The following is a 26,822-nucleotide window of genomic DNA, read 5'->3' as shown; positions in this document are numbered from 1 at the left end:
CATACACACGTGCCGCACATGAGGAGGCTGTGAGTGTCAGGATGAGCGCATGCCACGCCGCATGCGCATCTCGTATGGAGACGTGTCGCTCGCCGGGCGCGTGTATTCGCCGTCCGGTCGCGAGCGCGACGTGCTCCCGGCCGTCGTGATCAGTCACGAGTTCGGCTTGAACATGCTCTCCACCGCGCGCTACGCCCGTCGGATCGTGGACCTCGGATACCACGTCGTGCTCTTCGACTTCGCCGGTTCCGGTTCGGGGCGCAGCCGCGGCCGCACGTCGGTGGACATGTCGGTGCTGACCGAGAAGGACGACCTGAACGCCGTGCTGGATGCCGTCCGCGCGCGGCCCGAGGTCGACGCGGACCACGTCATCCTCGGTTGGTGCTCGCAAGGCGGCCTGGTGTCGGCCCTTGTCGCGGCCGAGCGTCCCGGCGACGTCGCGAAGCTCTTCCTCCTGTACCCCGCCCTGTCGATCCCCGACGATGCGCGCCGGGGAACGATCCTCGGGGTGCGCATCGATCCGAGCGATCCGCCGGCATCCTTCCGCGCGCTGTACGTCCGGCTGGGGCGACGCTACGTCCGCGACGCCCAATCGCTCGAACCGTGGCGCGAGATGACGCCGTACGTCGGCCCGGTGCTCCTGTGCCACGGGACGGCCGACCGGATCGTCGATTCGCGCTACTCGGCCGAAGCAGCCTCGCGCTACGCGCAGGCGGAGCTCCACCTGATCCCCGGCGCACGCCACATGTTCCTGCGTGCGGGTTTCGCCGAAGCGATCGGACACCTCCGCCGGTTCCTCGCCGTGTGAGCGCCGGCGCGCGACGGGGGCGGCGGGAGAACGGGCGGCGGGGAGGTAGGAGGCGACGCGGGCGACGCGATGTCCGAGCGGCCGGCCGTCAGGACCCCGGCGGCGGCCCCGCGCGCGCCCGCGCCTCGGCGGCGAACGGCCCGGCGCCGACACGCACGCGGACGGTGACGATCAGTTCGTCGAGCTCGCACGCGGCGAGGTCGGCGCCCGCGGCGCGGGCGACCTGGTCGGCCCGCTCGCACGGCACCCCCGAGACCGCCCCGCTCGCCGCATCGGCGGCGGCGAGCGCGGCGGCATCGGCGGCGCCCGCCGCGCGTGCCGAGCGGACCGAGGCGGCACCGACGGCGCTCACGCCGACCGCGAGGGCCGTCGCGACGGCGAGCGCGCCGACCGCGGCGGACAGGCCCGCCATCAGCGGCCCTCCGAGAGCGCGCACGACCGCGCACGCAGCGGAGGAAGCGGCAGGGGGACGCCGGCGGGGGCGCTCGCAGTGACGCACACGAGGTCGCCCTCGGTGGTCACGGCATCCACTCCCCCTCCGGCGACGGCGGCGACGATCCCCGTGGCGCGGCCCGCGTCTTCGCCGCGGGCGACCAGACGCGCTGCCTGTGCGGCGCCCTGCTCGAGCCGCACCTGACGGCCGGCGGCGGAGAGGCCGCCGACCGTCAGGGCGATGAGGAGGACGACGGCGGGCACGACGACGGCGAACTCCGCCGTCGCCGACCCGCGCTCGTCGCCGCGCACGCTCACGCCACCGTCAGCGCACGCCGGACGAGATCGGTGAGGATGCCGCGCACCTCATCTGAGCGCATGATGACCACCAGCAGCCCCGCGAACGCGACGGCCGCCATCGTGGCGACGGCGTACTCGGCCGTCGCGGCACCGGTTTCTTCGCCGTAGAGCGATGCGGCGCGACGACGCGTGAGGGGCGGAAGGGGAGGGAACGCGTGCGCGCCGCGCGGCGGCGCTGTGTGGTAGGGCACGGAGGGGAAGAGGGGGATGACGGTCATGGGTGACTCCTTCGTTTCTGTGATGGATGGGTGGGCACGTCGAGGCCAGCGCGCACTCATGGGAGGCGCGGTCACGGGAGGGCACCGGGCGGACCGGCGAGGGGCAGGAGCGAGCCCGAGCCGGCGAGCACCGAGAGGAGCATGGGCCCGACACCGAGCAGGAGGAAGGCGGGCAGAGTGCACAGCCCCATGGGCAGCAGGAGCCTCGCGCCGAGGCGCGCGGCTCCGAGGCGCCCCTCGGTGCGAGCGCGGCGTCGCGCGTCGGACGAGGTCGCCCGGAGGAGGTCGGCGGCGGGCGCGCCGGCGCGTTCGGACAGGTCGAGCACGTCGCCGGTCTCCGGCTCGGTGTCCCCACCTCCGGAGGCCTGGACGACCTCGAGCGCGCGGTCGACCGACACACCGCCCGACAGCGCGATCGCGACGGTGTCACCCTGGACACCGGGCAGGCCCGGAGCGGGCTGCGCACGCGCGACGAGCCGACGGCTCCAGCGTCGCGCCACGAACATGAGGCCGAGGCCGGCGAGCGCGCACGCGATGCCGGCAGGCTGGGTGAGGGTCGTCAGGACGTCGAACCCGAGGACGAATCCGAGGCCGATCGCGACGAGCGGAAGCCACCCCACGAGCCGCGCCGTCGCGGCGGGGTCGGCCAGCGCGACGGCGACGTCGTCACGGGTCTCCTGCGCCTCGCGCAGGGCGTCGGCGAATCGACGCAGACTGGGAGCGAGAGGGGCACCGACGGTCGCCGCGACGCGCCATGCGACGGCGACCTCCGCCCAAGCTCCCCCGCGCGCGGCGAGGAGGTCGCCGGTGTCGGCACCGGGAGGCGCCGCGACGATGGCCGCGGCCGTCTCCTCGCCCGATTCGGCGAGCAGCGCCCACGCGCGCGGGGGCGCGATCCCCGCTTCGAGGAGCACCGCGAGCCGCTGTACCACCGCGGCTACCGCAGACACGTCCTGCGCGCCGGCCTTCCCTGCGGCGGCGGCGCGTCCGGGGACCATGCGCACGGTGGTCATGTGAGCGCCTCCATCGCGAGCCGCCCCTCGGCGAGCGTCGGGCGCGCGAGCCCGGCGATGCGGCGGATGCCGTCGGCCGCGCGCTCGACGTGGACGACGGCGCCGATCGCGCTCACGACCTGCCGCGCGATCGCCTGATCGTTCAGACCCGCGAGCGCTCCGAGCGCCTCCAATCGCGCCGGCAGGTCGCGGATGCTCCCGGCGTGCACGGTGCCCGCGCCGCCCGCGTGGCCCGTGTTGAGCGCCGTCAGCAGTTCGCGCACCTCCTCGCCGCGGCATTCACCGACGACGAGCCGGTCGGGCCGCATCCGCAGCGCCTCACGCACGAGACGGGCCAGCGGCACCGCCCCGGCACCCTCGAGGTTCGGCTGCCGGGCCTCGAGTCGCACATGGTGGGGGTGGGCGAGTCGGAGCTCCGCGACGTCCTCGATCGTCACGATCCGCTCCGAGGGCGGAACTCGGCCGAGGAGGGCGGCGAGCAGCGTCGTCTTGCCCGCCCCGGTCGCGCCGGTGACGAGAAGGTTGGTGCGAGCGGCGACGAGGGCTTCGAGTCGGGCGGCCGTGACGGGATCGAACATCCCGCGCCGCCCCAGGTCATCGAGATCGGGCAGGTCGGTCGAGGGGAGGCGGATCGAGATCGCGGCGCCCGAGCACGCGACCGGCGGGAGCACGGCGTGCACGCGCGCGCCGTGCTCCCAGCGGACGTCGACGAGGGGCGCGCCGTCGTCGAGGTGCCGCCCGCCGATGCCGATGAGCGCGACGGCGAGGCGCCGCAGTTCGTCGGCCCCCGCCTGCCACCCGGTGACCTGCTCGACGCCCGCGCCGCGGTCGACGAAGAGGCCGTCGGTGCCGTTGACGAAGACGTCGGTGACCGCCGGATCGGCGAGCACCTCCCGGAGCGGATCGAGGGCGGGGTGATCGGGGAGCTCTCGGCGCTCCCGCGCGGTGGGGAGCGTCCGCGTCGGGGCCGTCGGGGTGAACGCGGCCGAGGGCGCGCGCGACGCGGCATCCGCTCGTTCGCGCGCAGGCGCAGTCTCCGCGGTCGTGACCGGTCGGCGGACGGCCTCGGGACTGCGACGACGGACGATGAACGGCTCGGACATGGCCACGACGGTAGGCGTCCGCCGGCGCCGGCGGCGAGCGCGATGCACAATCGGTGGACAGATTCCGAAATCGGCGGCCTGTGGAGAGGACGATGAAAAAGAGAAGGGCGGCATCCCATTGGGGGGAATGGGATGCCGCCTCACGCGATACCCGCCGGGGGGTGCGGTGCATCGCGACGCCAGAATCAAGAGTTCGGCCGGGATCGATCATAGGGGGCGATTGTGAGGGCGGTGGACAAAACCCGCGCATCGGTCCGATATATCGGTCCCGGGCGTGTCGGACCCACCCCCTACTATCGGCGGTAGTGCGGATTTCGGACGCTGTGGGTCAATGGCCTGGATCCTCCGAGAGCCCGGCTCCGCGGGAGATCGGTCCGACCCGCCCCACCCCTCCCCCGTGGAGGACCGCCGCAAAGGAGCGCGCATCATGAGCAGCCAGATCGACCACCTCTTCACGGAGGACCGTCGCTTCGCCCCGTCGGAGGACTTCACCGCCCACGCCGTCGCGACCGCCGCGCTGTACGAAGAGGCGGATGCCGATCGTGAGGCCTTCTGGGCCGACAAGGCCCGCGACCTGCACTGGCACACGCCCTTCACACAGGTACTCGACTGGTCGAACCCGCCGTTCGCGCAGTGGTTCGCCGACGGAGAGCTCAACGTCGCCTACAACTGCCTCGACCGTCATGTCGAGGCAGGCAACGGCGACCGTACGGCGCTGCTCTGGGAGGGCGAGCCGGGCGACGCGCGCGCGATCACGTACGCGGAGCTCACCGACGAGGTCAAGCGCCTCGCGAATGTCCTGACCGATCTCGGCGTCGAGGCCGGCGACCGCGTCGCGATCTACATGCCGATGATCCCCGAGGCCATCGCCGCGATGCTCGCCGTCGCGCGCCTGGGCGCCGTGCACTCCGTCATCTTCGGCGGCTTCTCGGCCGACAGCCTGCGCACCCGCATCGATGACGCCGGCGCGAAGCTCGTCATCACCGCCGACGGCGGCTACCGCAAGGGCCGCGTCTCGCCGCTCAAGCCCGCCGTCGACCAGGCGCTCGCCGACCGGGGCGCCGGGCCCCAGGCGACCGTCGAGCACGTGCTCGTCGTGAAGCGCACCGGCAACGAGGTGTCGTGGACGGAAGGTCGCGACCTCTGGTGGCACGACGCGGTGCCCGCAGCATCCGCCGAGCACGAGGCCCAGCGCTTCCCCGCCGAAAACCCTCTCTTCATCCTCTACACCTCGGGGACCACGGGTAAGCCCAAGGGGATCCTGCACACCTCCGGCGGATACCTGACGCAGGCGACCTTCACCAACAAGGTGGTCCACGACCTCCACCCCGAGACAGACGTCTTCTGGTGCACGGCCGACATCGGGTGGATCACGGGCCACTCGTACGTGACGTACGGCCCGCTGGCCAACGGCGCGACCCAGGTGCTCTACGAGGGCACGCCGGAGACGCCGCACCCCGGACGGTGGTGGGAGATCGTGGAGAAGTACGGCGTGACGATCCTGTACACCGCGCCGACGGCGATCCGCTCGTTCATGAAGCTCGGGCGCCAGATCCCCCAGCAGTTCGATCTCTCCTCGATCCGCCTGCTCGGTTCGGTGGGCGAACCCATCAACCCCGAGGCGTGGATGTGGTACCGCGAGATCATCGGCGCGGGCGTCGCCCCCATCGTCGACACGTGGTGGCAGACCGAGACCGGGTCGATCATGATCTCCGCTCTCCCCGGCGTCACCGAGACCAAGCCCGGCAGCGCTCAGGTGCCGATCCCCGGCATCTCGGTCGACGTCGTCGACGAGGAGGGGAACCACGTCGGCAACGGCAACGGAGGACTGCTCGTCATCACGAAGCCGTGGCCCTCGATGCTCCGCGGCATCTGGGGCGACCCGGAGCGGTTCGTCGAGACCTACTGGGAGAAGTTCCGCGACAAGGGCTACTACTTCGCCGGCGACGGCGCGCGCCTCGACGACGACGGCGACGTGTGGTTCCTCGGGCGCGTGGACGATGTCATGAACGTCTCCGGGCACCGCCTCTCGACGACCGAGATCGAGTCCGCCCTCGTCGGGCACGAGGCGACCGCCGAGGCAGCCGTGGTCGGAGCCTCGGACGAGACGACCGGTCAGGCGGTCGTCGCATTCGTCATCATCAAGCAGAGCTACCTCGACGCCCACTCCCCCGAGGGCCTTGCCGACGGGCTGCGCCGCTGGGTCGGCGAGCAGATCGGCCCGATCGCCCGCCCGCGCGACGTGTACATCGTGGGTGAGCTGCCGAAGACGCGCTCGGGCAAGATCATGCGGCGCCTGCTGCGCGACGTCGCCGAGGGCCGCGAGGTCGGCGACACGACGACCCTCGCCGACACCGCGGTCATGAGCGTGATCTCAGCGCAGGTCAAGTAGCGGCGGTCGCTGAGTGCCCCGCGCCGCTGATCGCGGTGCGGGGCACTCAGCGTGCGGGTGCACTCAGCGCCAGCATCCGCTCACGCACCGTGCGAAACACCGCGGGCTCGAACGGAAAGTCCCCGCCGTCTTCACCCACCAGCCGCATGACCTCGTCGCCGAGGGTGATGGAGAAATTCACGATCATCCGCGCTTCGGTGGCGTGATCGGCGTCCACGAGGCGAGCCGATGCCGGATGTGCATCGAGCCAGGCCTCGATCACGTCCACCAGTCCGGTGCGGCTTGTCCCGGCCGACCACGATACCGTCGTCGTCGTGCCCGGCTCCCGGGCGAAGAGCGCGAACCGCTTGCGTAGGAGCTCATCGTCGCCCTGCCCACGGACGGACTCCATCACGATCCGCGAGGCGGCGATCACGAGGTCGTCTCCGTTCGCCCGCAGAATGCGTTCGGTGAGCGCCGGGTCGTAGACCAGAGGGGATCCGAAGATCGCATGGTCGAGAGAGGGGAAGTAGTTGAAGAACGTGCTGCGCGAGACCATCGCCACCTCGCAGACGCGGTCGACCGTCACGGCGCCAACGCCTTCGTCGTAGGCGATTCCGACCGCGGCATCCTCCATGGTGCGACGCGCGATGCGCATCTTCTTCTCTCGGAGTCCTTCCGTCATCGCCGTCCCTCCTCGCCCTCGAGGCAATTGTAGGTCAACCTTCTTGGCTTGCATACAAGTTTGGACTAAGTCCATACTCAAGAGTCAGGAATGAATCGTCAGGAAGGACCCCCATGCCCCCCACCGCCACATCACGACGTCGGGATCTGATCTCACCCCTCGGCGCTGTGGGCGTGCTGTCCGCCGTCACCGGCCTGATCCTGATGGGTCTGCCGGCGATCGCCAGCGCGGCAGAAACAGAAGCAGACGACGTGCTCATCACGACGACCCTCTCCCACGGGACCGCATCCGCACCGCTCGGCGGTGCTGCCGTGACGGTGCTCTCCGCCGACGGCCTCGATCAGGTCATTGCCACCGGCACCACCTCGGCAGACGGGACCGTGTCCGTCCGCGTACCCGCGACGGACACCAGCTTCATCGCCGAGGCATCCTGGCCCGGAGCTGTCGGCGATCTCCTCGACTCCGCGGCGAGGAGCGAGTTCAACCCCGCGCTCGGGAACTCCGTCACCATCGCGCTCGAGGGCTCATTCGGCGCGATCGACGGGGCTGTCACCGCGACGTCGGATAGCCGCCCGCTCGCCGACCTGTCGGGCTCGAGCGTCACCATTCTCAGCGGTGGGACGGCTGTGCAGCGCGTCGCCGTCGCCGCAGACGGTACTTTCCGATCAGGCTCGTTGCCGACGACGTCCACCGACGACTACAGCATCCGCCTTGACCCGCCCACGGGATTCACGCTCGCGGATGCGCAGCCGTCGGCCAACCCTGCTTTCTCGCTCCCTCGGGGCGAGGTGAGTCCCAGCCTCATCGATTTGACCCGCTCCTTCGCACTCATCTCAGACAGTGCGACGCCGACGCCCACGCCGACGGACACACCCGCACCGACACCGACACCGACACCCACGAGCGCCCCGACACCCACACCAACGGATACACCTGCACCGACACCGACTCAGCCGTCCATCGACCCAGTTCAGCAGCCCCGCATCGCGATCTTTCAGCGCCCCGACAACACCGATCTCACCAACGTCTTCAGCGGTATATCGGAGTCCGAGCTTGCCGCTCTACTGAAGACCGCGGCGAGCACACCGAACAGCACGTTACCTCTCCTCAACGGCTCGGGACAGGCTCTCGGCCTCGCGCAGACCCCGGCTCGGGAGACGGCGGCCGCCACATCCCAGCTGCTGTCACCGGTGATCTCCCACCTGCCGGGGGTGACCGTGAACCAGATCTCGCTCACCGCGTTCGATCTCGAAGGGGCTCTGCTCGCCGTGCAGGACCAGCGCGCACAGCTGCTCGACCAGCAGATCTCCTCACAGATCGCGGATGTGCAGAAGCGTAACGCCCGCGTGGCCACACTCAACGCGGCCGTCACGCCGCTGAACGCATACGTCGCCGCGCCGACCGACGCGTCGCTGGCGGCCGCGATCGCGGCCGCAGGCACGGCCGAGCAGTCGCATGCTTTCCTTTCGGCGACGTCGAACTCCACCGAGGCGAGAACGGCCGCTGTCGAGCTCCTCGCATCGCTGCGCGCCGAACTCGACAGCATCACCAACGCTCAACAGATGGACATGCTGCGACTGGCCGGCCTGACCGACGAACGCCGTGAAGCATTCGATGGCATGTCCTCCCTCTTCAAGAAGATGCAGGACTCGCGGTCATCGATCATCGGCAACATGCGATCGACTCCCGTCTCGATCGGCACTGTGCAATGGGACCGTGGAGCCGTCACCGGCGCCTTCGACCTCGCGGGCGTCGCGGACGGCGCGCACCACCTCATCCTTACGTTCGACGACATCGGCCTCACGGTCATCGCCGAGGTGACCGTGAGGCGCGGTGAACTAGCCGCGACCGGAGGTGAGCTGAGTGCGGCGCTCTGGGTCGGGGCAGCGCTGATCGTGCTGGGAGCGGGCGCGCTGATCGGCTCGTCGCTCCGGGCGCGGCGCAACGTGAGCGTCTGATCCTGCGGCATGCATCGAGGCCGTCGGTGCAGGTGAGGGAGGGCTCACTCCCAGGCGAAGACGACCTCGACCTCGACGGGAGAGTCGAGCGGCAGGACCGGCACCCCGACCGCCGAGCGGGCGTGCCGGCCCTGCTCGCCGAAGATCTCGCCGAGGACCTCGCTCGCGCCGTTGACGACACCGGGCTGACCGGTGAACTCCGGCACCGAGGCCACGAAGCCGGTCACCTTGACGACTCTCACGAGCCGGTCGACGCCGCCGACGGCATCCGCCGCGGCGGCGATCGCGTTGAGCGCGCACTGCCGGGCATAGTCCTTCGCGTCGGATGCCGGGACCAGCGCATGCCCTTCGCCCACCTTGCCGGTCGCCGGGAGCGCCCCCGCGATCATCGGGAGCTGCCCCGACGTGTAGACGAGGTCGCCGTGGACCACGGCGGGAACGTACGCCGCCACCGGCGGAACGACCGGGGGCAGCTCGATGCCGAGCTCTGCGAGCCGCGCCGAGACGCTCATGCCTGGCCCTCGAACTGGCGGGATGCCTGCGCTGCGGCATCCAGGCCGGCGTTGGCCGAGCCGCCGCCGACGGGCCGCTTGAAGTAGGCGACGAGGCCGCCCTCGGGGCCGGTCACCACCTGCACGAGCTCCCAACCCTGCTTACCCCAGTTGTTGAGGATCGCGGCGGTGTTGTGGATTAGCAGCGGCGTGGTGAGGTATTCCCACGTGGTCATACGGAACTCCCGGTATGGTCTCGGCGTGGGGGGCGCGCCCCGGTGCACCGAGGGTTCCCCCAGGGTTCTCCCCTACGATCAAGCCTATGCCTCATGTGAAAAGGACGGCCACCGGCGTGCTCGGCGGCGTGCTCGGTCTCGTCGGTCTCAGCGCCGTCGCCGGCGTGCTGATCAGCGCCACGGTCACCCCCGCGATCGCTGTGACGGGGTACGCGGCATCCAGCGCTGTCGACACGTTCAACAAGCTGCCGGGCTTCCTCGAGATCGACCCGCTGATGTTGCCGACGGAGATCTACCGCAAGGACAGCGCGGGCAACGACGTTCTCATGGCGCAGTTCTACGACCAGAACCGCATTCCGGTGACGTACGACCAGGTCGCCCCCGTCATGTACGACGCGATCATCTCCAGTGAGGACAAGAACTTCTACACGCACGGCGGCGTCGACCTCGTCGGTACGATCAGCGCGCTCGCGGGTAACGCCTCGAGCGGCTCGAACCGCGGAGGCTCCTCGCTCACGCAGCAGTACGTGAAGAACATCCTGCAGCAGAACTGCGAGTCCGAGGCGGCGGGCGACCAGGAGAAGGTGGATGCCTGCTTCACTTCGACGACGGTGAACAAGGGCTCGGCCGGGTACCAGCGCAAGATCCAGGAGATGCGCTACGCGATCCAGCTGGAGAAGGAGTACCCGAAGGAGGACATCCTCGTCGGCTACCTCAACATCACGAACTTCGGCGGGGTGGTCTACGGCATCGGCGCCGCCGCCCAGACGTACTTCGGTGTGAACGCCTCCGACCTCTCGATCGCGCAGGCCGCCACGATCGCCGGCATGGTGCAAGAACCGAACACCCTCCGCATCGACCGGCCGGGCGGCACCACGACGGACAAGGCGGGCAACCCCGTCAACGGCGAGGCGGACGGTTACTCGCTCACGCTCGACCGCCGTAATTACGTGCTGGGACGCATGCTCGAGGACGGCAAGATCTCGCAGGCGGAGTACGACGAGGCCAAGGCCACGCCGATCACCCCGAACATCCAACCCCGCCCGCAGGGCTGCCAGATGGCGACCGGCGCGGAGTTCTTCTGCGAGTACGTCGTGAGCATCGTCAAGAGCGACCCCGCGTTCGGTGAGGACACGGACCAGCGGGCGGCGAACCTTCGCCGCGGCGGCATGAAGATCTACACCACCCTCAACGCCGACCTGCAGCAGAACGCGCTCGACGCGATCTCGGTCGTCCCCGGCAGCGTGCCCTACATGAATCTGGGCGCCTCCGGCGTCCAGATCGAGGTCGGCACGGGACGCGTCCTCTCGATGGTCCAGAACCGCCCCTACTCGACCGACAACGTCGGCGACAACGGCCCGACGACGCAGCTCAACTACAACGTGCGCAAAGCCAACGGCGGCGGCGGCCACTCGGCCGGCTCGACCTACAAGGTGTTCAGCCTCATCAACTGGCTGGAGCAGGGGCACTCCGTCAACGAGACCCTCAACGGCCGCATCGGGACCAAGAAGGTCATCAACTGCGACGGTCAGACCCAGACCGTCAAGACCGCCAACAACACGGACGGCGCGGTCGGCAACTTCGAGAACAACCCCGGCTACAACGGCTCGGTGTACAACTTCACCCGCGACTCGCTGAACTCCGGCTTCATCGCCATGGCGGAGAAGATCTCCGTCTGCAGCACGAACCGCGTCGCGATGAAGCTCGGCGTCATGCGCGACGACGGAACGCCGCTGGACGAGGTGCCGCCGGGCTCGTCGATCTCGCCCAACCAGGCATACAACGTGCTCGGTGACGCGGCGGTTGCGCCGATCGACATGGCCGCCGCGTATGCGTCGATCGCCGCGAACGGCATGCTCTGCAAGCCGAAGGCCATCGACCGCGCCGTCGACGCACAGGGCAACGACATCACCCCGCAGACGACGTGCGAGCGCGTGATGACCGAAGCCGTCGCGTCGACCGCGGCCTACACCCTCGAGGGCGTCATGTCGGGCACCGGTGTCGGCGCGCGGATCGGCGACGGGGTGCCGGTGTTCGGCAAGACCGGCATCCACGAGTACGAGCAGACGTGGATGGATGGCTCGTCCACGAAGGTCACCACGGTCGTCTGGGTCGGCAACGTGAACTCCATCCAGATCAACGGCAAGTGGCAGAACGTCAAGATCGACAAGTACCGCGAGAGCGGGTACCCGCTCTCGCGCATCCGCAACAGCATCTGGCCCAAGATGCAGGGCGCCGCGAACAAGATCTACGGCGGCGACGCGTTCCCCAAGCCCGACACCAGCCTGACCAAGCAGGTCCTCGTCGATCTCCCCTCGGTCATCGGTATGTCGGTCGACCAGGCGACGCAGACGCTCACGACCGCCGGGTTCTCCGTCACGGTCGGCGACGCGGTCGACGGCGTCGAGGCGCCGGGGACGATCGTCCAGCAGGACCCGGGGGCCGGTCGCGTGGCGGGAAGCACGAACGTCACGATCCGCCCGAGCAACGGTCAGGGCGTCGCCGTGCCCGCCGTCAGCGGCGACCCCGTCGCAGCCGTCGCCCAGCTGAAGTCGGCCGGATTCGGTGACGTGAGCGGTCAGTGCACCCAGAAGGACGATGCGCCCGACAAGGGCGTGGTGACCGGCACGAACCCCGCCGCAGGCGCCATCGTCGGCCGTGGATCCGCCATCACGGTCGAGTTCCAAGCGAAGAAGTGCCCGTGAGTCGAGGCTCACACGCCGCCCTCACCACCGCCGCCGCGGTGGGGGCGGCAGGTCTCTCCGCGGCCGTCTGGGGCACGTGCATCGAGCGGTTCCTGTTCACCGTGCGTGAGCACGAGGTCGCGATCCTGCCGCCGGGGTCGGCGCCGCTGACGGTGCTGCACCTCTCCGATGCGCACATGGCGCCCTGGCAGCACGCGAAGCAGACGTGGATCGCCCGCGTCGCCGAGACGGTCCAGCCCGACCTGGTGATCAACACGGGCGACAATCTCGGCCACGCCGACGGACTCCACGGCATCCGTCGTGCCTTCGCGCCGCTTCGCGGTGTGCCGGGCTTCTTCGTGCACGGCTCGAACGACGTCGTCGGCCCGTCGGCCCGGAACCCGCTGAAGTACTTCCGCGGCCCCTCCCAGCGCCACGCCGACGTCGACCTGCTCGACACGGCGGCGATGGATGCCTACTTCACCGACGACCTCGGTTGGACGGACCTCGACAACACGGCGGCGTCGGTGACGGCAGCGGGTCTGCGCGTCGACGGCTTCGGCGTCGACGACGCGCACCGCGACTGGGATGACCTCGCCGCGCTGCCCGACCGCCTCGCCGCCCTCCGTCGGCGTCCGATGTTCGGCCGCGCGGATGCAGCGGCCGTCACGCTCGGCGTCACGCATGCGCCCTACCGCCGCATCCTCGACGGCTTCGTCGACCTCGGAGCCGACATGATCTTCGGCGGCCACACGCATGGCGGCCAGGTGCGGATCCCCTTCTCCCCCTCGGCGCTCGTCGCGAACTGCGACATCCCGCTCGATCAGGCGCGCGGGCTCAGCACCTGGTCGCACGGCGGACGCACCGTCCCTCTCAACGTCTCGGCCGGACTCGGCCACTCGATCTATGCGCCCGTGCGCTTCGGGTGCCGCCCCGAGGCATCCGTCCTCGTCCTGCGCGCGCGCGAATCGGCGTGACTCGATTCGGTATGTGCGCCGTGACGGGGTAGACTCGGAGGGTTGCCACGGGGTGTGGCGCAGCTTGGTAGCGCGCGTCGTTCGGGACGACGAGGCCGCAGGTTCAAATCCTGTCACCCCGACAGCAGAAGGGCTCCGCCGGAGAGATCGGGCGGAGCCCTTCTTCTCGGCATAGTCGCGCCGCGATCCCCGAACGGAGACCGATGTCCACTCCCCGCCTCGTCGCCTTCGACCTCGACGACACCCTCGCGCCGTCGAAGAGCGCGATCGACCCGCGGATCGGCGAGTTGCTAGTCGCCCTCGCGGCGCGGGTCGAGGTCGCGATCATCTCCGGTGGACAGCTCGGCCAGTTCACGGCGCAGGTCGTCGACCGCCTGCCGCAGGCGAGCGACGAGGTCTTGGCCCGCATGCACCTGCTGCCCACGTGCGGCACGCAGTACTACCGCCTGACCCCCGCCGGCATCGAGACCGTCTACGCCCGGTCGCTTACGGACGACCAGAAGCAGCGCGCGCTGGCGGCCGTGGAGGAGGAAGCCCGGCGGCTGGGCCTGTGGGAGTCGGAGACGTGGGGCGAGATCCTCGAGGACCGCGGCTCGCAGATCACCTTCTCGGCGCTCGGTCAGTCCGCGCCCGTCGACGCCAAGAGCGCCTGGGACCCGACCGGTGAGAAGAAGAACGCCCTGCGGGATGCCGTCGCGGCCCGCGTCCCCGACCTCGAAGTCCGCTCGGGCGGGTCGACGTCGGTGGACATCACCGAGCGCGGGATCGACAAGGCGTACGGCATGCGACAGCTCGCGGAGCAGACCGGCATCGCGCTCGACGACATGCTGTTCGTCGGCGACCGCCTCGACGAGCACGGCAACGACTACCCCGTGCTCGCGATGGGGGTCGCGTGCCAGGCTGTCGAGGGCTGGCCCGACACGGCGGAGTTCCTCGAGCGACTCATCCCGACGCTTCCGGCGCGCTGACGCCGCGCCTGGTCGTCAGCTCTCGGTGCGCGCCGCGGCGCCGACGCCGGGCACCGGGGTGAGGCGCTGCAGCTGCGTCACGTGGCGCGGTTCGAGCTCGTCGAGCGTCGAGACGCCGAGGAGCTTCATGGTCCGCTCGACTTCCGACCGCAGGATCTCGATCGTCCGGTCGACGCCGCGCCGTCCGCCCGCCATGAGCCCGTACAGGTAGGCGCGGCCGATGAGGGTGAACTTCGCCCCGAGGGCGACGGCGGCGACGATGTCGGCCCCGTTCATGATGCCCGTGTCGATCATGACCGTGGCATCCTTCCCGACCTCGCGGACGACCTCCGGGAGCAGCCGGAACGGGATGGGCGCGCGGTCGAGCTGTCGCCCGCCGTGGTTCGACAGCACGATCCCGTCGACGCCGAGGTCGATCAGCCGCTTCGAGTCCTCGAGGTTCTGCACGCCCTTCACGACGATCTTCCCCGGCCACATCGAGCGGATGACGTCGAGGTCCTCGTAGCTGATCGTCGGGTCCATCGCCCCGTCGATGAGCTCGCCGACGGTGCCGCCGGTCGTCGTGAGAGACGCGAACTCGAGCTTCGGCGTCGTGAGGAAGTCGATCCACCACCACGGCCGCGGGATCGCGTTGACGATCGTGCCGACGGTGAGCTGCGGCGGAATCGAGAAGCCGTTGCGCTTGTCGCGCAGGCGCGCACCGGCGACCGGCGTGTCGACGGTGAACATGAGGGTGTCGAAGCCTGCCGCGGCGGCGCGCCCCACGAGACCGTACGAGATGTCGCGATCGCGCATGACGTACAGCTGGAACCAGTTGCGCCCGTGCGGATTCGCGGCACGGACGTTCTCGATCGACGTCGTGCCGAGGGTCGACAGGGTGAAGGGGATGCCGGCGGCTCCCGCCGCGCCTGCGCCGGCGACCTCGCCCTCGGTCTGCATGAGGCGGGTGAACCCCGTGGGCGCGATGCCGAAGGGCAGCGCGGAGCGGCCGCTCAGGATCTCCAGCGAGGTGTTCACGCTCGTCGCGGGGCGCAGGATGTCGGGGTGGAACTCGACATCCTCGAAGGCCTGCCGTGCCCGCTCGATCGAGATCTCACCCTCGGCCGCGCCGTCGGTGTAGTCGAACGCGGCCTTGGGTGTGCGGCGCTTCGCGATCTTCCGGAGGTCCGCGATCGTGAGGGCACCGTCGAGGCGTCGCTTCACGGCATCCAGCTCGGGCTTCTTGAACTGCATGAGCTCGAGCAGTTCGGGGATCTTCGGCAGCTGACGCTGGACCATGCGGTGTCGTCCTTCGGTGGCGGTTCGGTGGCGATTCGGTGGAGGGTGGGGGTCAGGCGTCGGTGGGCATCGGCAGCCCCGCGTCGGCGTAGTACCCGGTGATGTGCGAGCGCACGAGGCTGCGCGCTGCCTCGGCATCCCCGCGATCGATCGCGGCGAGGATGTCGGCGTGCTCGTGGCGCAGGCGCTCACCGGTCGTGCCCCAGTCGGGGATGCGGTCGGCGCCCGAGCGGATGTAGCTCTCGATCGTGGTGCGCAGGCCCGCCATCGTCGCCGAGACGACGACGTTGCCCGCCGCCTCGGTGAGTCGCAGGTGGAACTGCGAGTCGAGGGAGAGGAACTCCTCGATGGTCACGTCGGGGTGGTCCATCGCGGCGAGGGTCGCGCGCGCGTCGGCGAGGTCGGTGTCGGAGAGGCCGGCGAGGTGGGCGACCGCCCACTCTTCGAGCAGGAGCCGCGTCTCGTAGACGTCGGGGATCGGAAAGCCCTGCGCGGCGACCTGGAGGCGCAGCAGTTGGGCGAGACCGCCCTGCGGGGTCGCGGTGACGATGGCGCCCGCCGTCGGTCCGGATCCGGTGGCCGTACGGATGAGGCCCATGACCTCGAGCACGCGCAGCGCCTCGCGGACGCTCGACCGGCCCACACCGAGGGTCGCGGCGAGTTCGCGTTCGGGAGGCAGGCGGTCCCCCGGACCGAGCGTCCCTTCGAGGAGGTCGTTCTCGATCTTCTCGAGCACGACGCGCCAGGCGCGCGCGGGCGTCGGCGCCGGCTTCTCGGCGTCGCCGGTCTCCGTGATCGTCACGTCCGTCATCTTTGTCCTCTCGATGGTCCGACCACGCTAGCACCTGTGGTCCGACCGCCGACCGCGCCGGAGGTGCGCGATACGATGTTGAAACGATACAGCACTCTACGCTGAACGCATGGATCCGCTCGTCATCGTGCTCATCGTCGCTGCGGTCGCGTCCGTGTGCGCGTGGATCGCCTCTCTCGTGACGAAGGACACGTCGTGGGTCGATCGGCTGTGGTCGGTCGTCCCGGTCGTCTACGTGTGGATCTTCGCGATCGCCGGCATCGTGCGGAGCGAGGATGCCGCCCGGCTGCTCATCATGGCGGTGCTCGTGACCCTCTGGGGTGCACGACTGACGTTCAACTTCGCGCGCAAGGGCGGCTACACCGGCGTCGAGGACTACCGCTGGGCGGTCCTGCGCGGGCGGATGAAGCCCTGGCAGTTCCAGATCTTCAATCTGCTCTTCATCGTCCTGTATCAAATGGCGCTCCTCGTGCTCATCACCCTCCCCGCCTACGTCGCGTTCCTGCACCCCTCGCCGCTGACTGGATGGGATGTCCTCTTCGCGGCCCTGTTCCTGACGTTCCTCGTCGGCGAGACGATCGCCGACCAGCAGCAGTGGGACTTCCACCAGGCGAAGAAGCGCGGCGAGGCCGAGGGTTTCCTCTCCTCGGGCCTGTTCGCGTACAGCAGGCATCCCAACTTCTTCTGCGAGCAGGCGCAGTGGTGGATGTTCTACGCGCTCGGCGCGAGCGCCGCCGTCGGCGACGGGCTCGGTTTCTGGGGCGGCGTCGTGAATCCGTCGATCGTCGGGGCGGTGCTCCTGACGGTGCTGTTCATCGGTTCGACCATCTTCACCGAGTCGCTCTCCGCGGCGAAGTACCCCGCCTACGCGCAGTATCAGCGCACGACGTCGATGCTCGTACCGCTCCCCCCTCGCCGCCGAGAAGAGGCGGGCAGCGCGCTCAGCTGAGGCGGCCGCCGGAGGCGAGCAGGTAGTCCTGCGCGCAGAGCGACTCGTAGGTGACCTGATCGTGGTCGAGGTCGTCGATGGCGACCTGGTCGCCGTCGAAGACGAACCGGCCTCCGACCAGCCGGGCGTTGAAGAGCGCCTTGCGTCCGCAGCGGCAGATCGTCTTCAGTTCCTCGAGGCTGTGCGCGATCTCCAGCAGGCGCGCGGAGCCGGGGAACGCGTGGGTCTGGAAGTCGGTGCGGATGCCGTAGGCGAGCACCGGGATGCCGTCCTCGACGACGAGGCGCAGGAGATCGTCGACCTGCGACGGCGAGAGGAACTGCGCCTCGTCGATCAGCAGGCAGGCGACCGAGCCGATGTACCGCGCACCGTGCTGGGCGACGAGCGAGCGCACGTCGTCACCCGCGCCGATGAGGAAGTCGACGTCGCGCTCGACGCCGAGGCGGCTCGAGATCTTCTCGGCGCCCTTGGTGTCGATGGCGGGCTTGGCCAGCAGCACGTGCTGCCCTCGCTCCTCGTAGTTGAACGCGGCTTGCAGAAGCGCCGTCGACTTGCCGGAGTTCATCGCCCCGTAGCGGAAGTAGAGCTTCGCCACGAGAGCCTCAGAGCGCGATGGAGAGCGCGTCGGCGGTGATCGCCATCTCCTTCTTCGCGACCTCGGGGCGATCGTTCAGCGTCTCGCCGTAGCTCGGGATCAGCTCACGCAGCTTCGGCTCCCACTCCGCGGTGCGGTCGGGGAAGCACGTCTTCAGGAGACCGAGCATGATGGATGCCGCGGTCGACGCGCCGGGCGACGCGCCGAGCAGCCCCGCGATCGAGCCGTCGGCTGCCGCGACGACCTCGGTGCCGAACTTGAGCTGCCCCCCGTGCATGACCTGGGCGCGCTGGCCCGCGTTGAGGAGCTCCCAATCGGCATCCTTCGCCGTGGGCATGAACTCGCGCAGGCTGTCGACCTTGCGCTTGTGGGTCTTGGCGAGCTCGGAGACGAGGTACTTCACCAGGTCGAGGTTCGTGGCCCCGACCTTCAGCATGCTGAAGAGGTTCGACGGACGCACCTGCGCGATGATGTCCCACCAGTGCCCGTTCTTCAGGAACTTGGGGCTGAACGTCGCGAACGGGCCGAACAGCAGCGAGGTCTCGCCGTCGACGACGCGCGTGTCGAGGTGCGGCACCGACATCGGCGGGGCGCCGACCGCGGCCTGCGAGTACACCTTCGCCTTGTGGCGGGCGACGATCGCCGGGTTGGACGTCTTCAGCCACTGGCCGCCGATCGGGAAGACGCCGTAGCCCTTGATCTCGTCGATGCCCGACGACTGCAGCAGCTTGATGGCCCAGCCGCCCGCGCCGACGAAGACGAACCGCGCGTTCAGCTCGCCCGGCGTGCGGCCGAGGGAGTGCCGGTACGACACCTTCCAGGTGCCGTCCTTCTGCTTGCGGAGCTTCTTGGCCTCGATGTTCGTGAGGACATCGACGCCCTGCTCACCGAGGTGCGCGAGGAGCTGACGGGTGAGCGAGCCGAAGTCGACGTCGGTGCCCGCCGTCACACGGGTCGCCGCGAACGGCTCGTCCGCCTTGCGGCGCTTGTCCATGAGCAGCGGTGCCCACTCGTTGATGACGCGCGAGTCCTCGGAGTACTCGATCGTCGAGAAGAGCGGCTGCTTCTTGAGCGTCTCGTAGCGGGCCTTCAGGTAGGCGACGTCCTTCTCGCCCCGGACGAACGTCATGTGCGGCGTCGGGTTGATGAACGTCTTCGGCGCGTCGAGGACACCCCGCTCGACGAGCGAGGTCCACAGCTCCCGGCTCTCCTGGAACTGCTCGTTGATGCCGACGGCCTTCGCCGGGTCGGACGGGTCGGGCATGTAGTTGAGCTCGCACAGGGCCGAGTGGCCGGTGCCGGCGTTGTTCCACGCGTTGGAGGACTCCTCGGCGACCTCGCTGAGACGCTCCAGCACCACGATCTTCCAGTCCGGCTGGAGGTGCTTGAGCAGGGTTCCGAGGGTGGCACTCATGATGCCACCGCCGATCAGGACGACGTCTACGGGTTCACTCACGATGTCCCAGTCTAGGCCGCGTTTCCGGAGAGGATCGACGTCCGCGGCATCCACGCGCGTCAAGGATCGAACTTCTTGCCCCTCCGTGAAGCTTGGCCCCGTGAGGACCGAGTCCGCCGGGATCCTCAGGCGGCGTGTGCGCCGAGGCGGGCTGCGACGAGCTCGGCGATCTGCACGGCGTTGAGCGCAGCGCCCTTGCGGAGATTGTCGTTCGAGAGGAACAGCACGAGGCCCTTGCCCTCGGGTGCCGACTGGTCGACGCGGATGCGGCCCACGAAGCTCGGGTCCGCACCGGCGGCCTGCAGGGGCGTCGGCACCTCTTCGAGGGCGACGCCGGGGGCGGACGCCAGGATCTCGCGCGCCTGGTCGGGCGTGATGTCGCCCGCGAACTCGGCGTGGATCGACAGCGAGTGACCAGTGAAGACCGGAACGCGCACGCAGGTGCCGGCGACCCGGAGGTCCGGGAGCTCGAGGATCTTCCGCGACTCGTTCCGGAGCTTCTTCTCCTCGTCGGTCTCGTTCAGACCGTCGTCGACGAGGTTGCCGGCGAACGGGATCACATCGAACGCGATCGGCGCGATGTACTTCTCGGGCTGGGGGAAGTCCACCGCCGATCCGTCGTGGACGAGGTCGAGCGTGTGGTTCTGCGCGAGGACGCCCTCGACCTGGCCGAGGAGCTCCTGCGCACCGGCGAGGCCGGAGCCCGAGACCGCCTGGTAGGTGCTCACGATGAGGCGCTCGAGGCCCGCGGCGTCGTGCAGCGGCTTGATGACGGGCATCGCGGCCATCGTCGTGCAGTTCGGGTTCGCGATGATGCCCTTCGGGAGGTCGTCGATCGCATGCGGGTTGACCTCGCTGACGACGAGGGGGACCTCGGGGTCCATGCGCCAGGCGGAGGAGTTGTCGATGACGACGGCGCCCGCCTCCGCGAAGCGCGGGGCGTGCGCGCGCGAGCCGGTCGCTCCCGCGGAGAAGAGGGCGATGTCGATGCCGCGCGGGTCGGCGGTCGCGACGTCTTCGACGATCACGGTCTCGCCGCCGAACTCGATCGCCTGGCCGGCGCTGCGAGCCGTGGCGAACAGGCGCAGCTCGCGGATCGGGAACGACCGCTCGGCGAGGATCTCGCGCATCACGGTGCCGACCTGTCCGGTCGCGCCGACGACGGCGACAGTGAGTCCTGAATCGGAGATGCGGGTCATGGCGGGTCCTCGAAGTGGGGTCGGGTGGGTGCGGGCGGTGTGGTGCGCGGGTTGTCGGTGAGTCTACTGGCGTGCGCGGCGGGAGGGGCTGGCGCGAGATCTTCGGAGATCCTCGGTTCTTCGGAGGTTTTCGCGCCGGAACGTCCGAAGAACGCCCGATCTCCGAAGAACGCGCGCGGCGCGGAGCCCCGCGAAAGGGTGAAGGATGCCTCAGCGGCCGGTGCCGGCGTACACGGTCGCCTCGATCTCGCCGTCGAGGCCGAACGCACTGTGCACGACGCGCGCCGCCTCGGCGAGGTCGTCGCCGCGGACGACGACCGAGATGCGGATCTCGGAGGTCGAGATCATCTCGATGTTCACGCCCGCCGTCGACAGCGCCTCGAAGAGCGTCGCCGAGACCCCCGAGTGGGTGCGCATGCCCGCACCAACGACCGACAGCTTGCCGATCTGGTCGTCGTGGACGAGGCTCTCGAATCCGATCGAGGGCTGCTCGCCGGCCAGGGCGCGCAGGGCCGTCGAGGCATCCGACTTCGGCAACGTGAACGAGATGTCGGTGCGCCCGGTCGCTGCGGCCGAGACGTTCTGCACGATCATGTCGACGTTCGCGCCGCTCTTGGCGACGACGGAGAAGATCTCGGCGGCCTTGCCGGGCACGTCCGGCACACCGATGACCGTGATCTTCGCCTGCCCCAGGTCGGTGGCGACACCGGCGACGATGGGTTCTTCCATGGCGGTCTCCTCTGACGTGGCCGCGATCGCGGCCGGAACGGACATCCCGGCGCCGAGCACGAAGGTGCCCTGGCTGAGGCTGAAGGTGGAGCGGGCGTTGATCATGACGCCGTGGCGGCGCGCGTACTCGACGGCGCGGATGTAGAGGACCTTGGCGCCGTTCGCGGCGAGTTCGAGCATCTCCTCGGCGGAGATCACGCTCAGTTTGCGGGCCCGCGGGACGACCCGCGGATCGGCCGTGAAGATGCCGTCGACGTCGCTGTAGATCTCGCACACGTCGGCATCCAGCGCCGCCGCGAGGGCGACGGCGGTCGTGTCCGACCCGCCGCGGCCGAGGGTGGTCACGTCCCGCGTGTCGCGGTTGAAGCCCTGGAACCCCGCGACGATGACGATCGCGCCCTCGTCGAGCGCCTCGCGCAGACGCACCGGAGTGACATCGACGATCCGCGCCGCGCCGTGAGTGGCGTCGGTGATCATGCCCGCCTGGCTGCCGGTGAACGAGCGCGCCTCGAAGCCCATCGAGTGGATGGCCATCGCGAGGAGCGCCATCGAGATGCGCTCCCCCGAGCTCAGCAGCATGTCGAGCTCGCGCGGGGCGGAGATGGGCGCCACCTGGTGGGCGAGGTCGAGGAGCTCGTCGGTCGTGTCGCCCATCGCCGACACGGCGACGACGACGTCGTGTCCGGCGCGACGGGTGTCGACGATGCGCTTGGCGACGCGCTTGATACTCTCGGCGTCGGCGACGGACGAGCCGCCGTACTTCTGGACGATCAGCGCCACGTGTGGAACTCCGATGAAGGCGGGAGGAGAGGGGGCGGCGGGATGCCGCGCCGAGCGCGATCGGGCGCTCCGCGCACCATTCTAGGGACGCGCGCATTCGCACCCGACCATGTGACGCTCGCCGGCGCAGGTGGGTCCCGCTACGATCCGAGAATGGATGCCGCGGAGGGCTGGCACGACTTCGATGTCGCGATGGTGGGGGCGACTTCCGCTCTCGCAGGTCTCGTCATCGTCGCCGCGAGCGTGAACATCGGTTACATCGTCAAGGTTCCCTCGCTCACGTCTCGACTGGGTTCCGGCATCGCCGGTCTGGTCCTGGCGCTCACGGCCTCGGCGGTGGGCCTCTTCCCGGGCATCTCGTCGCTCGCCTACGGCGTGACCGTCGCCGTCGCCGCGGTGCTCGCGCTGGTCTTCCCGGTCGAGGCGACCCGGCGGGTGTACCAGAATCCGGATCACACGCATAGGGCGCGACCGGTGAAGGCGGGCGTGGGTTTCGTCGCGCCGCTGGCATATCTCGTCGGCGCGGTGCTGCTCATCGCCGGAGCGCCGTCCGGTTACGTGCTCTTCGCAGCCGGGTCGATCCTCGCGATCATCGCGGCGCTCATCATCTCGTGGGTCGTGCTGGTCGAAGTGCTGCGCTGAGGTCTCGGATCGCTGAGGCCTCGGATCGCGCGGGTCGCGCCTCAGATGCTCCGTCGCCCCTCGAAGGCCCGGCCGAGCGTGACCTCGTCGGCGTACTCGAGGTCGCCGCCGACGGGCAGGCCCGAGGCGAGGCGGGTCACCCGGATCTCGAGCGAGTGCAGCAGTCGGCTGAGGTAGGTCGCCGTCGCCTCGCCCTCGAGATTCGGGTTGGTCGCGAGGATGACTTCCTGCACGGTGCCGTCGGCGAGGCGCTGCATGAGCTGGGTGATGCGGAGGTCGTCGGGACCGACGCCCGCGATCGGGCTGATCGCGCCGCCGAGCACGTGGTAGAGGCCCCGGAACTCGCGCGTGCGCTCGATCGCGGAGACGTCCTTCGCATCCTCGACGACGCAGATGAAGGTCTGGTCGCGGCGGGGGTCACGGCAGATGGCGCACCGCTCCTGCTCGCTGACGTTGCCGCAGATCTCGCAGAAGCGCACGCGCTCGCGGAGTTCGCCGAGCAGCTGCGACAGGCGCGTCACGTCGAAGGTCGGGGTCTGCAGGATGTGGAACGCGATGCGCTGCGCCGACTTCGGGCCGATGCCGGGAAGGCGGCCGAACTCGTCGATCAGGTCTTGGACGATGCCGTCGTACATGGACTAGTTGAACCTCGTGGGGGTCGCGTGCGGCTCTTCGCGCACGAACGTCGCGCCGAGGACCTGGCGGACGACGGACTCGCCGACCCTCTCGATGCCGTTCGTGCGCGGGGCGCGCGCCGCCGGCGCGACGGGAGCGGCATTCTCGCGCGCGACGGGGGCGCGCGGCGGCACGGGGGCGTCGTCGTCGGGCGGCGGAGGCGCGTCGTCCTCGTCGGGCGGGACGTCGGCGTCGGGGATGATCTCGCCGTCGCGATCGGGAAGAGCCGTGCGGGTGAGGGTCAGGGTGCCCGCGGGGGCGGCCGCGTCCTCGGGCTCGTCGTCGACCGCGAACTGCGGGGCGGGACCGTCGCCGGCGGGGATGGCCGCGACGGCCCATTCGGTCACGGGCGCCGCCGCGGCCTGCGCGGGGCCCGGGGAGGAGGGGCGAGCGGAGGATGCCGGAGGTCCGCCCGGCGAGCCGGTTGCGGGCGCGGCCGCGCTCCCGCCGCGGGTGGCGCCGCCCGACGCGGGGCCCCGGTCGTTTCCGGGGCGGGCGGCCTCGGCGTGCACTGCGGGCTCGGCCGGTGCCGTGCCGCGCGGATCAGGGTCTTCCGAGTCGGCGGAGGCGTGCCCGTCGCCCTCCCCACCCGCGGAACGGCCGGCGTCGGGCTCGTGACGGGCGACGTACTTCACGCGCACGCCGAGCACGGCGAGGATCGCGCCGCGGAGGTCTTCGCTCGGCCCCTTGCCTGCGGCGAGCTTCTTGAACGCGGCGACGTCGGCCTGACTCGGGAAGCCGAGTGTGAGGACGTCGTCGGCGTAGGCGAGCGGGGTCGCCGTCGAGGCGAGGAGCCACGAGGTGCGGCTGACGGCTTCGAGCTGCTGGAGGACGGCCGGCCATGCGTCGCGCACCTGCGCGACGGTGAGCGGCCCCGCGGGAGGAGTGGGCTCGGGTGCGGCGGGGCTCGGAGATATGGCGGGGCTCGGAGATGTGGGGGGCGTCTCGATGTGCTGCGCTCGCGGGACGGGCGGTGTTGCGGGCGTCTCGACTCGCTGCGCTCGCTCAACGACCGGGGTGGGCGGGGTAGCGACGGGGGCGGCGAGGGCGGCGGGCGTTTCGACTCGCTGCGCTCGCTCGACGACCGGGGTGGCGGGGGCGGCGGAAGCCGACGCGAGCACGCGCGCGACGAGGAGCTCGAGCTGCAGGCGCGGCGAGGTCGCGCCCGACATGTCGTCGAGGGTGCCGACGACGAGGTCGGCGATGCGCGAGAGCCGGTCGGCGCCGAAGGCGGCGGCCTGCCGCATCATCCGTTCGAGTTCGTCGGCAGGCATCCCGCGCAGAACGGACGCGGCCCCCTCCCCCGTCGCGGCGATGACGATGAGGTCGCGGAGCCGCTCGAGCAGGTCGTCGACGAACCGGCGCGGGTCCTGGCCGGTCTGCACGACACGGTCGACGGCGGCGAAGGCCGCGGCCGGGTCGTGGGCCGCGAACGCCTCGACGACCTCGTCGAGAAGCTCGGCGTGCGTGTAGCCGAGGAGGGCGACGGCGCGCTCGTACGTGACAGCGCCGTCCTCGGACCCGGCGATCAGCTGGTCGAGGAGCGACAGGGTGTCACGGGGCGACCCGCCGCCGGCGCGGACGACGAGCGGCAGCACCCCCGCCTCGACCTGCACGCCCTCCTGCGCGCACAGCTCTTCGACGTACGCGAGCATGGCGGCGGGTGCGACGAGGCGGAACGGGTAATGGTGGGTGCGCGAGCGGATCGTGCCGATGACCTTCTCGGGCTCGGTCGTCGCGAAGATGAACTTGACGTGGTCGGGCGGCTCTTCGACGAGCTTCAGCAGGGCGTTGAAGCCCTGCGGCGTGACCATGTGCGCCTCATCGAGGATGAAGATCTTGAAGCGGTCGCGCGCGGGCGCGAATATCGCACGCTCGCGCAGGTCGCGGGCGTCGTCGACGCCGTTGTGGGAGGCCGCGTCGATCTCGACGACATCGAGCGACCCGCCGCCGCCGCGCCCGAGCTCGACGCAGCTGTCGCAGACGCCGCACGGGGTGTCGGTGGGGCCTTCGGCGCAGTTCAGGCACCGCGCGAGGATGCGCGCCGAGGTCGTCTTGCCGCACCCGCGCGGACCGCTGAACAGGTACGCGTGACCGACCCGGTCGCCGCGGAGCGCGGTCATGAGCGGATCGGTGACCTGGGACTGCCCGATCATCTCGCCGAAGCTCTCGGGCCGGTAGCGGCGGTACAGGGCTGTGGTCACGAGATCCAGCCTACGGCGTACCTCCGACATCGCGGCGGGAAGGGTGGGGACGGATGCCGGGAACACCCGGGAACCCCGCCCGGTTGGACCCGACGTGAGCCCGCACCCCGTCGACGTCGCCGTCATCGGCGCCGGGCAGGCGGGGCTCTCGGCCGCCTACCACCTGCGCCGCCGCGGCTTCATCCCCGCCGGAACCACGTCGCCGGCAGACTCCGACGCGCCGACCTACGTCGCGCTCGACGCCGACGCCGCGCCCGGCGGCGCGTGGCAGCACCGGTGGGCGTCGCTGAAGATGGCGACGGTCAACGGCATCCACGAGCTGCCGGGGTTCCCCGTGCCGCCGGCCGATCCCGAGGCATCCGCGCGCGACGTGCTGCCCGCCTACTTCGCCGCGTACGAGGAGAGGTTCGACCTGCGGGTGCGCCGGCCCGTCGAGGTACGCGCCGTCCGGCGCAGGGACGACGCGCAAGACGAACCGCACGGGCGTCTGCTCGTCGAGACCGACACGGACACCTGGTCGGCGCGTTACGTCATCAACGCGACCGGCACGTGGCGGCGCCCGTTCTGGCCGCACGTCCCGGGCGCCGAGACGTTCCGCGGTCGGCAGCTGCACGTCCACGACTACGTGTCGGCACAGGAGTTCGCCGGTCAGCGCGTCGTGATCGTGGGGGCGGGGATCTCCGCGGTGCAGCTGCTCGACGAGATCTCCCGCGTCGCCGATACCTTCTGGGTGACCCGGCGAGAAGTGCGGTGGGATGCCACGGAGTTCGACACCGCGGCGCGGATCGCCGCGATCGCGGGCGTCGAGGAGCGCGTCCGGCGCGGCGAGCCGCCCGGGAGCGTCATCTCCGTCACCGGCCAGCACCGCACGGCGTGGTCCGAGGCGGCGCGCGAGCGGGGCGTGCTGGTGCGGCATCCGATGTTCACCGCGATCGAGCCGGACGGCGTCCGGATGCCGGACGGCTCGCTCGAACAGGCCGACGTGATCCTCTGGGCGACGGGGTTCCGCGCCGACATCCGCCACCTCGCGCCTCTCGGCCTTCGGACCGAAGCCGGCGGCATCCGCGTCGCGAACGGGCGCGCCCTCGACGAGCCGCGCCTCTTCCTCATCGGCTACGGCCCGTCGCAGTCGACCGTCGGGGCCAACCGCGCCGGCCGCGACGCAGTGCGCGCGATCGTGGCCGACGGCGACTGAGCGCG

At 70.4% G+C, this 26,822-nt stretch carries 25 protein-coding genes and 1 tRNA gene; 10 read left to right on the top strand and 16 right to left on the bottom strand.

What is annotated here, in order from left to right; genetic code table 11:
• The first annotated feature begins 49 nt into the window (after positions 1–49).
• Entirely contained in the window at positions 50–808 is a 759-nt protein-coding gene (locus AC3ENQ_RS07555; RefSeq protein ID WP_431803228.1) for an alpha/beta hydrolase, read from the top strand.
• Positions 809–896: 88 nt separating this feature from the next.
• On the opposite strand, the gene AC3ENQ_RS07550 is transcribed toward AC3ENQ_RS07555, so the two are convergent.
• The 5 genes from AC3ENQ_RS07550 to AC3ENQ_RS07530 form a co-directional block, all read right to left on the bottom strand.
• Positions 897–1,220, bottom strand: a complete 324-nt coding sequence (locus AC3ENQ_RS07550) for an Rv3654c family TadE-like protein (RefSeq protein WP_431803226.1) — start codon at positions 1,218–1,220, stop codon at positions 897–899.
• Positions 1,220–1,558 (bottom strand): TadE family type IV pilus minor pilin, encoded by a 339-nt coding sequence (locus AC3ENQ_RS07545; protein ID WP_431803224.1) that lies wholly within the window; start codon positions 1,556–1,558, stop codon positions 1,220–1,222. The genes AC3ENQ_RS07550 and AC3ENQ_RS07545 overlap by 1 nt, the downstream gene beginning before the upstream one ends.
• Entirely contained in the window at positions 1,555–1,791 is a 237-nt protein-coding gene (locus AC3ENQ_RS07540; protein ID WP_431803345.1) for a DUF4244 domain-containing protein, read from the bottom strand. Before AC3ENQ_RS07540 ends, AC3ENQ_RS07545 begins: the two co-directional genes overlap by 4 nt.
• A 98-nt stretch (positions 1,792–1,889) precedes the next feature.
• Complete coding sequence (locus AC3ENQ_RS07535) at positions 1,890–2,831, bottom strand: type II secretion system F family protein (protein ID WP_431803222.1); 942 nt, start codon at positions 2,829–2,831, stop codon at positions 1,890–1,892.
• Positions 2,828–3,934, bottom strand: a complete 1,107-nt coding sequence (locus tag AC3ENQ_RS07530; RefSeq protein ID WP_431803220.1) for a TadA family conjugal transfer-associated ATPase — start codon at positions 3,932–3,934, stop codon at positions 2,828–2,830. Before AC3ENQ_RS07530 ends, AC3ENQ_RS07535 begins: the two co-directional genes overlap by 4 nt.
• 427 nt (positions 3,935–4,361) lie before the next feature.
• Here AC3ENQ_RS07530 and acs point away from each other — a divergent pair, with 427 nt between their 5' ends.
• On the top strand, positions 4,362–6,326 hold the full coding sequence (gene acs / locus AC3ENQ_RS07525; RefSeq protein WP_431803218.1) for an acetate--CoA ligase: 1,965 nt from the start codon (positions 4,362–4,364) through the stop codon (positions 6,324–6,326).
• 46 nt (positions 6,327–6,372) lie between these two features.
• Here the strand turns inward: acs and AC3ENQ_RS07520 are convergent, their stop codons facing one another.
• Positions 6,373–6,963 carry a TetR family transcriptional regulator gene (locus AC3ENQ_RS07520; protein ID WP_431803216.1) on the bottom strand — a complete coding sequence of 197 codons (591 nt, stop codon included), beginning with the start codon at positions 6,961–6,963 and terminating at the stop codon, positions 6,373–6,375.
• 140 nt (positions 6,964–7,103) lie between these two features.
• On the opposite strand from AC3ENQ_RS07520, the gene AC3ENQ_RS07515 reads away from it, so the two are divergent.
• Complete coding sequence (locus tag AC3ENQ_RS07515; protein WP_431803214.1) at positions 7,104–8,948, top strand: hypothetical protein; 1,845 nt, start codon at positions 7,104–7,106, stop codon at positions 8,946–8,948.
• A gap of 44 nt (positions 8,949–8,992) precedes the next feature.
• Here AC3ENQ_RS07515 and AC3ENQ_RS07510 read toward each other — a convergent pair whose 3' ends face one another.
• Together AC3ENQ_RS07510 and sp36 are read right to left on the bottom strand one after the other, a co-directional pair.
• Positions 8,993–9,460, bottom strand: coding sequence for a RidA family protein (locus AC3ENQ_RS07510; protein ID WP_431803212.1), 468 nt, complete (start codon positions 9,458–9,460; stop codon positions 8,993–8,995).
• On the bottom strand, positions 9,457–9,675 hold the full coding sequence (gene sp36, locus AC3ENQ_RS07505; RefSeq protein WP_431803210.1) for a Sp36 family protein: 219 nt from the start codon (positions 9,673–9,675) through the stop codon (positions 9,457–9,459). Before sp36 ends, AC3ENQ_RS07510 begins: the two co-directional genes overlap by 4 nt.
• 86 nt (positions 9,676–9,761) lie before the next feature.
• Between sp36 and AC3ENQ_RS07500 the strand changes: the two genes are divergently transcribed.
• From AC3ENQ_RS07500 to AC3ENQ_RS07485, 4 genes are all read left to right on the top strand, one after another.
• Positions 9,762–12,380, top strand: a complete 2,619-nt coding sequence (locus AC3ENQ_RS07500; RefSeq protein ID WP_431803208.1) for a transglycosylase domain-containing protein — start codon at positions 9,762–9,764, stop codon at positions 12,378–12,380.
• Positions 12,377–13,336 carry a metallophosphoesterase gene (locus tag AC3ENQ_RS07495; RefSeq protein WP_431803206.1) on the top strand — a complete coding sequence of 320 codons (960 nt, stop codon included), beginning with the start codon at positions 12,377–12,379 and terminating at the stop codon, positions 13,334–13,336. Before AC3ENQ_RS07500 ends, AC3ENQ_RS07495 begins: the two co-directional genes overlap by 4 nt.
• A gap of 48 nt (positions 13,337–13,384) precedes the next feature.
• Positions 13,385–13,458: transfer RNA gene (locus AC3ENQ_RS07490), tRNA-Pro, on the top strand.
• An 81-nt stretch (positions 13,459–13,539) separates the two neighbouring features.
• The gene (locus tag AC3ENQ_RS07485) at positions 13,540–14,304 is read left to right on the top strand and encodes an HAD-IIB family hydrolase (protein ID WP_431803204.1); all 765 of its coding nucleotides are present in this window, start codon (positions 13,540–13,542) and stop codon (positions 14,302–14,304) included.
• Between the two features lie 15 nt (positions 14,305–14,319).
• Here the strand turns inward: AC3ENQ_RS07485 and AC3ENQ_RS07480 are convergent, their stop codons facing one another.
• Positions 14,320–15,582 (bottom strand): alpha-hydroxy acid oxidase, encoded by a 1,263-nt coding sequence (locus AC3ENQ_RS07480; protein ID WP_431803202.1) that lies wholly within the window; start codon positions 15,580–15,582, stop codon positions 14,320–14,322.
• A gap of 52 nt (positions 15,583–15,634) precedes the next feature.
• On the bottom strand, positions 15,635–16,378 hold the full coding sequence (locus AC3ENQ_RS07475; RefSeq protein ID WP_431803343.1) for a FadR/GntR family transcriptional regulator: 744 nt from the start codon (positions 16,376–16,378) through the stop codon (positions 15,635–15,637).
• Positions 16,379–16,502: 124 nt separating this feature from the next.
• Between AC3ENQ_RS07475 and AC3ENQ_RS07470 the strand changes: the two genes are divergently transcribed.
• Positions 16,503–17,342 carry a DUF1295 domain-containing protein gene (locus AC3ENQ_RS07470; RefSeq protein WP_431803200.1) on the top strand — a complete coding sequence of 280 codons (840 nt, stop codon included), beginning with the start codon at positions 16,503–16,505 and terminating at the stop codon, positions 17,340–17,342.
• Here the strand turns inward: AC3ENQ_RS07470 and AC3ENQ_RS07465 are convergent.
• From AC3ENQ_RS07465 to AC3ENQ_RS07450, 4 genes are all read right to left on the bottom strand, one after another.
• Positions 17,335–17,937 carry a thymidine kinase gene (locus tag AC3ENQ_RS07465; RefSeq protein WP_431803198.1) on the bottom strand — a complete coding sequence of 201 codons (603 nt, stop codon included), beginning with the start codon at positions 17,935–17,937 and terminating at the stop codon, positions 17,335–17,337. The two genes, AC3ENQ_RS07470 and AC3ENQ_RS07465, sit on opposite strands and share 8 nt — an antisense overlap.
• 7 nt (positions 17,938–17,944) lie before the next feature.
• Positions 17,945–19,393: a malate dehydrogenase (quinone) gene (gene mqo / locus AC3ENQ_RS07460; protein ID WP_431803196.1), complete on the bottom strand. Its 1,449-nt coding sequence runs from the start codon at positions 19,391–19,393 to the stop codon at positions 17,945–17,947.
• A gap of 125 nt (positions 19,394–19,518) precedes the next feature.
• On the bottom strand, positions 19,519–20,592 hold the full coding sequence (locus tag AC3ENQ_RS07455; RefSeq protein ID WP_431803194.1) for an aspartate-semialdehyde dehydrogenase: 1,074 nt from the start codon (positions 20,590–20,592) through the stop codon (positions 19,519–19,521).
• Between the two features lie 210 nt (positions 20,593–20,802).
• On the bottom strand, positions 20,803–22,101 hold the full coding sequence (locus tag AC3ENQ_RS07450) for an aspartate kinase (RefSeq protein ID WP_431803192.1): 1,299 nt from the start codon (positions 22,099–22,101) through the stop codon (positions 20,803–20,805).
• A 153-nt stretch (positions 22,102–22,254) separates the two neighbouring features.
• Here AC3ENQ_RS07450 and AC3ENQ_RS07445 point away from each other — a divergent pair, with 153 nt between their 5' ends.
• Complete coding sequence (locus tag AC3ENQ_RS07445) at positions 22,255–22,743, top strand: hypothetical protein (protein WP_431803190.1); 489 nt, start codon at positions 22,255–22,257, stop codon at positions 22,741–22,743.
• Positions 22,744–22,784: 41 nt separating this feature from the next.
• Here the strand turns inward: AC3ENQ_RS07445 and recR are convergent, their stop codons facing one another.
• A complete protein-coding gene (recR, locus tag AC3ENQ_RS07440; protein WP_431803188.1) occupies positions 22,785–23,378 on the bottom strand; it encodes a recombination mediator RecR in 594 nt (197 codons plus the stop codon).
• Between the two features lie 3 nt (positions 23,379–23,381).
• Positions 23,382–25,622: a DNA polymerase III subunit gamma and tau gene (locus AC3ENQ_RS07435; RefSeq protein WP_431803186.1), complete on the bottom strand. Its 2,241-nt coding sequence runs from the start codon at positions 25,620–25,622 to the stop codon at positions 23,382–23,384.
• A gap of 94 nt (positions 25,623–25,716) precedes the next feature.
• On the opposite strand from AC3ENQ_RS07435, the gene AC3ENQ_RS07430 reads away from it, so the two are divergent.
• Positions 25,717–26,817 carry an NAD(P)-binding domain-containing protein gene (locus AC3ENQ_RS07430; RefSeq protein WP_431803184.1) on the top strand — a complete coding sequence of 367 codons (1,101 nt, stop codon included), beginning with the start codon at positions 25,717–25,719 and terminating at the stop codon, positions 26,815–26,817.
• Positions 26,818–26,822: the final 5 nt, after the last annotated feature.

This window comes from Microbacterium sp. bgisy203, assembly GCF_057706945.1.
This window is presented reverse-complemented; position numbering and strand designations above follow the sequence as displayed.